General features: G+C 61.3%; 4 protein-coding genes and 2 tRNA genes. All 6 read left to right on the forward strand.

The window, feature by feature from the left end; all coding sequences use genetic code 11:
* Nucleotides 1-282: 282 nt before the first annotated feature.
* Nucleotides 283-2,310: a DNA topoisomerase (ATP-hydrolyzing) subunit B gene (gene gyrB, locus ACED88_RS09465; protein WP_237198222.1), complete on the forward strand. Its 2,028-nt coding sequence runs from the start codon at nucleotides 283-285 to the stop codon at nucleotides 2,308-2,310.
* A gap of 73 nt (nucleotides 2,311-2,383) precedes the next feature.
* A complete protein-coding gene (gene gyrA, locus ACED88_RS09470) occupies nucleotides 2,384-5,035 on the forward strand; it encodes a DNA gyrase subunit A (protein ID WP_449109442.1) in 2,652 nt (883 codons plus the stop codon).
* A complete protein-coding gene (locus ACED88_RS09475) occupies nucleotides 5,025-5,531 on the forward strand; it encodes a DUF3566 domain-containing protein (protein ID WP_237187036.1) in 507 nt (168 codons plus the stop codon). The genes gyrA and ACED88_RS09475 overlap by 11 nt, the downstream gene beginning before the upstream one ends.
* A gap of 163 nt (nucleotides 5,532-5,694) precedes the next feature.
* Nucleotides 5,695-5,768: transfer RNA gene (locus ACED88_RS09480), tRNA-Ile, on the forward strand.
* Between the two features lie 23 nt (nucleotides 5,769-5,791).
* The gene (locus ACED88_RS09485; RefSeq protein WP_237205123.1) at nucleotides 5,792-5,911 is read left to right on the forward strand and encodes a DLW-39 family protein; all 120 of its coding nucleotides are present in this window, start codon (nucleotides 5,792-5,794) and stop codon (nucleotides 5,909-5,911) included.
* Nucleotides 5,912-5,923: 12 nt separating this feature from the next.
* Nucleotides 5,924-5,996: transfer RNA gene (locus ACED88_RS09490), tRNA-Ala, on the forward strand.
* The last annotated feature ends 4 nt before the right edge of the window (nucleotides 5,997-6,000 follow it).

Genomic DNA, 6,000 nt, shown 5'->3' on the forward strand with positions numbered 1-6,000 from the left:
ATTACAAAAATCGTTTCTGCGCCCCTGACCCCCTGACCCTGTGAGAACCCACAGCATCGGGGTTCCGGGCGCTCTAGCAGCGAGCTAGGGCTCTTCTGGCCCTAAGTACCCCTCTAAAACATCACAAAACAGGTTCAAAAATAGCCCTGTGCGGTAGAATTGAGAGCAGAATACGCGCGCCTACCCGCCCGTACAGTAGCCCTACCCCGCCGCCTTGAGCGCGGGCGTCCGCGCTGAACGGCCGCCGGTGCGAGACCGACCATGCAAGGAGCCTAACTACCTGTGGCAACTGAAGAAACCTCTCACGAATACGGCGCCGCCGACATCACGGTCCTTGAAGGCCTTGAAGCCGTGCGCAAGCGCCCCGGTATGTACATCGGTTCAACCGGCGAACGCGGCCTGCACCACCTGGTCTACGAAGTTGTTGATAACTCCGTCGATGAGGCCCTGGCAGGGTACGCCGACCTGATTGAGGTCGTCATTCAGAAGGACGGCGCAGTACGAGTTGCCGACAACGGGCGAGGCATTCCCGTCGATGAGCACCCCACCGAAAAGAAGCCCACCGTCGAGGTCGTCATGACCATCCTGCACGCCGGTGGTAAGTTCGGCGGCGGCGGCTACGCGGTCTCCGGCGGCCTGCACGGCGTGGGTATCTCCGTTGTTAACGCGCTCTCGACCAAGGTCGAAACCGAGGTACGCCGCCAGGGCTACAAGTGGCACATCAGCTACGCCAACGGCGGCCACACCGTCAAGCCCCTCACCCGCGGGGAAGCAACCGACGAAACCGGCACCACCCAGACCTTCTACCCCGACCCCGAAATCTTCGAAACCGTCGAATTCGATTTCGAGACCCTGCGCGCCCGTTTCCAGCAGATGGCCTTCCTGAACAAGGGCCTGACCATCCAGCTCACCGACGAACGCGAGCTGCACGAGGGGGATGAAGTCACCGGCGAAGAGAAGCCCGAGAAGCTGCCCCTCAACCAGGTGGGTGCCGATGCCAACGGCTACAAGACCGTCACCTACATGTACAAGGACGGCCTCTTCGACTACGTGAACTTCCTGAATACCTCCAAGAAGCTCACCACCGTGCACGATGACATCATCGCCTTCGAAAGCGAAGATACCGACCGCATGATGAGCCTGGAAGTGGCCATGCAGTGGACCACCGCCTACAAGGAATCGGTGCATACCTACGCCAACACCATCAACACCCACGAGGGCGGCACCCACGAAGAGGGCTTCCGTACTGCTCTAACCACCCTGATCAACCGCTTCGCCCGCGACAACAAGCTGCTGCGCGAGAAGGACGACAACCTCACCGGTGAGGATGTCCGCGAAGGTCTGACCGCCGTGGTCTCTGTCAAGATCTCTGAGCCCCAGTTCGAGGGTCAGACCAAGACCAAGCTGGGTAACTCCGAAGCCAAGGCTTTCGTTCAGCGCGAGACCATGGACCAGCTGGGCGACTGGCTGGAACGTAACCCCGGTACCGGTAAGGAAATCGTCCGCCGCGCTATCACCGCAGCCCAGGCCCGCCTGGCTGCCCGCAAGGCCCGCGAAACCACCCGCCGCAAGGGTCTGCTTGAAACCGGCTCCATGCCGGGCAAGCTCAAGGACTGCTCCTCCAAGGACCCCTCAATTTCAGAGATTTACCTGGTGGAGGGTGACTCCGCGGGCGGTTCAGCCGTGCGCGGCCGCAACCCCGAAACCCAGGCCATTCTGCCCCTGCGCGGTAAGGTGCTGAACGTCGAGCGCGCTCGCCTCGACCGCGCCCTATCCAATGCCGAAATTCAGTCACTGATTACCGCCTTCGGCACCGGTATCGGTGAGGACTTCGACATCGAGAAGGCCCGCTACCACAAGGTTGTCCTGATGGCGGACGCGGACGTGGACGGCCAGCACATCACCACCCTGCTGCTAACCCTGCTCTTCCGCTACATGCGTCCGCTCATCGAAGCCGGCTACGTCTACCTGGCCCAGCCCCCGCTGTACCGCATCAAGTGGTCCAACGCCCCGCACGACTACGTCTTCTCTGATGCCGAGCGCGACGCTGCCCTGGAAGCCGGCTACGCCAAGAACCAGCGCATCCCCAAGGACAACGGCATCCAGCGCTACAAGGGTCTGGGCGAGATGGACTACACCGAGCTCTGGGATACCACCATGGACCCCGAGCGCCGCACCCTGCTACAGGTCAAGATGGAAGACGCCGCAGCGGCTGACCAGATTTTCTCCGTGCTGATGGGTGAGGACGTCGAGGCCCGCCGAGAATTCATCCAGCAGAATGCAAAGGACATCCGCTTCCTTGATATCTAAGGCTTTTAGCGTGAATTAAGCGCTATATAGCCAACATGGAATATAAAAATCAAGGACGAAAAACGAGGAACTTATGAGCGACGAGAACACCACCAGCTCACCCCAGCCCATTGAGGGCGATATCGTTGCAACCGACGCAACCCCGGCACCTGCCGGCGGTAACGTTGAGGTTGTCGACCTGCGCTCCGAGATGGAGCGCTCCTACCTGGATTACGCCATGGCCGTCATTATCGGCCGCGCCCTGCCCGACGTGCGTGACGGTCTCAAGCCCGTGCACCGCCGCGTCATCTACGCCATGTACGACGGCGGCTACCGCCCCGAGCGCTCCTTCAACAAGTGCGCCCGCGTGGTCGGTGAAGTCATGGGTCAGTACCACCCCCACGGCGACGCCGCTATCTACGACACCCTGGTCCGTCTGATCCAGGACTGGGTCATGCGCTACCCCCTGGCTCTTGGCCAGGGCAACTTCGGATCCCCCGGTAACGACGGCGCTGCAGCCCCCCGTTACACCGAAACCAAGATGGCCCCCCTGGCCCTCGAAATGGTGCGAGACATCAACGAGGACGCCGTGGACTTCCAGCCCAACTACGACGGCAAGAACCAGGAGCCGGTCGTCCTGCCCTCCCGTATCCCCAACCTGCTGGTCAACGGCTCATCAGGTATTGCGGTCGGTATGGCCACCAACATTCCGCCACACAACCTGCGCGAGGTCGCCGACGGTGTGCAGTGGTTCCTGCAGAACCCCGACGCTTCTAACGAAGAGCTGCTGGAAGCCCTCATCGCCCGCATTAAGGGCCCTGACTTCCCCACCGGCGCTACCATCCTGGGCCACAAGGGCATCGAGCAGGCCTACCGCACCGGCCGCGGCTCCATCACCATGCGCGCAGTGGTCAACGTCGAAGAAATTCACGGACGCACCTGCCTGGTCGTCACCGAACTGCCCTACCAAGCCAACCCCGATAACCTGGCCATCAAGATCGCCGAACTGGTCAAGGACGGCAAAATCACCGGCATCGCTGACCTGCGCGACGAAACCTCCGGCCGCACCGGCCAGCGCCTGGTCATCGTCCTTAAGCGCGACGCTGTGCCCAAGGTGGTGCTGAACAACCTCTACAAGCACACCCAGCTGCAGGAGAACTTCTCCGCCAACATGCTGGCGATTGTGGACGGCGTGCCCCGCACCCTTTCTCTCGATGCCTTCATCCGCCACTGGGTCAACCACCAGCTCGAAGTTATCGTCCGCCGCACCCGCTACCGTCTGCGTCAGGCCGAAGAAGAAGCGCATATCCTGCGCGGCCTGCTCAAGGCCCTGGACGCCCTCGACGAGGTTATCGCCCTGATCCGCCGCTCCCCCACCGCCGACGACGCCCGCACCGGCCTCATGGACTTCCTCGACATCGACGAAGCCCAGGCCCAGGCAATCCTGAACATGCAGCTGCGCCGCCTGGCCGCCCTGGAACGCCAGAAGATCCAGGACCGCCACGACGAGCTCATGCGCATGATCGACGAATACAACGCAATCATTGCCTCTGAAGACCGCCAGCGTGCCATCATCTCCGAAGAACTGGCCGAAATCGTCGGCCGATTCGGCGACGAACGCCGCACCAAGATCCTCATGGGTTACGACGGCGACATGTCCATGGAAGACCTCATCCCCGAGGAAGAAATGGTCGTCACCATCACCCGCGGCGGCTACGTCAAGCGCACCCGCAGCGACCAGTACCGCTCCCAGCACCGCGGCGGCAAGGGCATCAAGGGTGCCTCCCTGCGCGGGGACGACGTCGTCCAACACTTCTTCGTCACCTCCACCCACTCCTGGATTCTCTTCTTCACCAACCTGGGCCGCGTCTACCGCACCAAGGCTTACGAGCTCATGGAAGCCGGCCGTGACGCCAAGGGCCAGCACGTGGCTAACCTGCTGGCCTTCCAGCCCGAGGAGACCATCGCCAAGGTCATGGAGCTCAAGTCCTACGAGGATGCCCCCTACCTGATTCTGGCCACCAAGAACGGCCTGGTGAAGAAAACCGCCCTGTCGGACTACGACACCAACCGTGCCGCCGGCGTCATCGCCATCAACCTGCGTGACGGCGACGAGCTGGTCTCAGCCCAGCTGGCCAGCGCCGAGGACGACCTGCTGCTGATCTCCCGCCAGGGCCAGTCCCTGCGCTTCACCGCCTCAGACGAGGCCCTGCGCCCCATGGGTCGCGCAACCTCCGGTGTGACCGGCATGAAGTTCCGCGACGGCGACGAACTGCTCTCAGCCAACGTCGTCACCGACGACTCCTTCGTCTTCGTGGTCACCGCTGGCGGCTACGCCAAGCGCACCCAGGTCGACCAATACCGCGTACAGGGTCGAGGCGGTCTTGGCATCAAGGTCGCCAAGCTGGCAGAAGACCGCGGCGAGCTCGTCGGTGGCCTGATTGTGGGTGAAGAGGACGAGGTCATGGTCGTCATGCAGTCCGGCAAGGTCGTGCGCACCTCGGTCTCAGAAGTACCGGCCAAGGGCCGCGACACCATGGGTGTCATTTTCGCCAAGCCCGGCAAGAACGACGAGATCCTCGAAGTTGCCCGCAACTACGAGCGCAACATCGATGAGGCAGACGACACCGACGAAAACGGCGCCGAAAGCCCCGAAAAGCCGGCAGATGAAGTACCTTTAGAAAACAACACCACCCCGGCAGTAGCCGACACCGCAGACGCACTTGGAGGTAAGAGTGAGCACTAAAAGCACCGGAACCGCACCGCGGCCAGCGCCGCGAGCCGGCACCCCGCGCGCTGCCCAAGGTAAGGCACGCCCCCAGAGTGCGGCGTCCGCAGGTGCCCAGCGCAAGCCGCTGGTGCGCCCCGCCCCCCGCTCCAAGATCCGTCGCGCTCGCCTGGTCGTTGCCAAAGTAGATACCTTCTCGGTCGCCAAGCTCGTCTTCCTGCTCTCGGTCGCCATCGGTATCGCTACCGTGGTTGCAGCCGTTATTCTCTGGCTCGTCATGCAGGCCACCGGTGCCTTCCAGAGCCTCAATGACCTGCTGACCCTGCTCGGTACCACCGGTGACGCCGTAGACATCTCTCAGTACCTCTCACTGGGGCAGGTAGCTCTCTACAGCACCATCATCTCCGTAGTGAACGTCGTGCTCTTTACCCTGCTCGGCACTCTTGCAGCCATGCTCTACAACGTAGCAGCCAAGCTGGTGGGCGGCGTGGGCGTGACCCTCACCGACGAATAAACACCGAGTAAAACCCTCATCTAGCCCCGTGGCACCCTGTTTTTTCAGGAAGCTACGGGGCTTTTTGAACCCCTGTGAGGTACTGTGTCTCAGAACACTCTATTTCGATTTGGCAAGGTGCTAAAACCTGTGTAAAGTTATATCTCGTTCTGATGAACACCAAGGGCGTATAGCTCAGACGGTTAGAGCGCTACACTGATAATGTAGAGGTCCCAGGTTCAATTCCTGGTACGCCCACTCACCTTGGTCGAAAGGTTGACATGAAGAAATTTATGGCAATCACGCTCGCTGCATTAGCAACAGCGATAGCGGCAAAGAAAGCCAAGGATTCTCAGGAGAATAAAAAAACTTGGGAAGAAGCTACAGATAAAATTTCATAGGTAGCACCCGATGGGGGCGTGGCGCAATTGGTAGCGCACCTGCTTTGCAAGCAGGGGGTTAGGGGTTCGAGTCCCCTCGCCTCCACTCT

The organism is Rothia sp. 11273D007AR, from assembly GCF_053547255.1.

Bases quoted from the DNA above. Each gene is read 5' to 3' on its own strand.
- gyrA (WP_449109442.1), top strand. From the start codon at position 2,384: ATGAGCGACGAGAACACCACCAGCTCACCCCAGCCCATTGAGGGCGAT.
- ACED88_RS09485 (WP_237205123.1), top strand. From the start codon at position 5,792: ATGAAGAAATTTATGGCAATCACGCTCGCTGCATTAGCAACAGCGATA.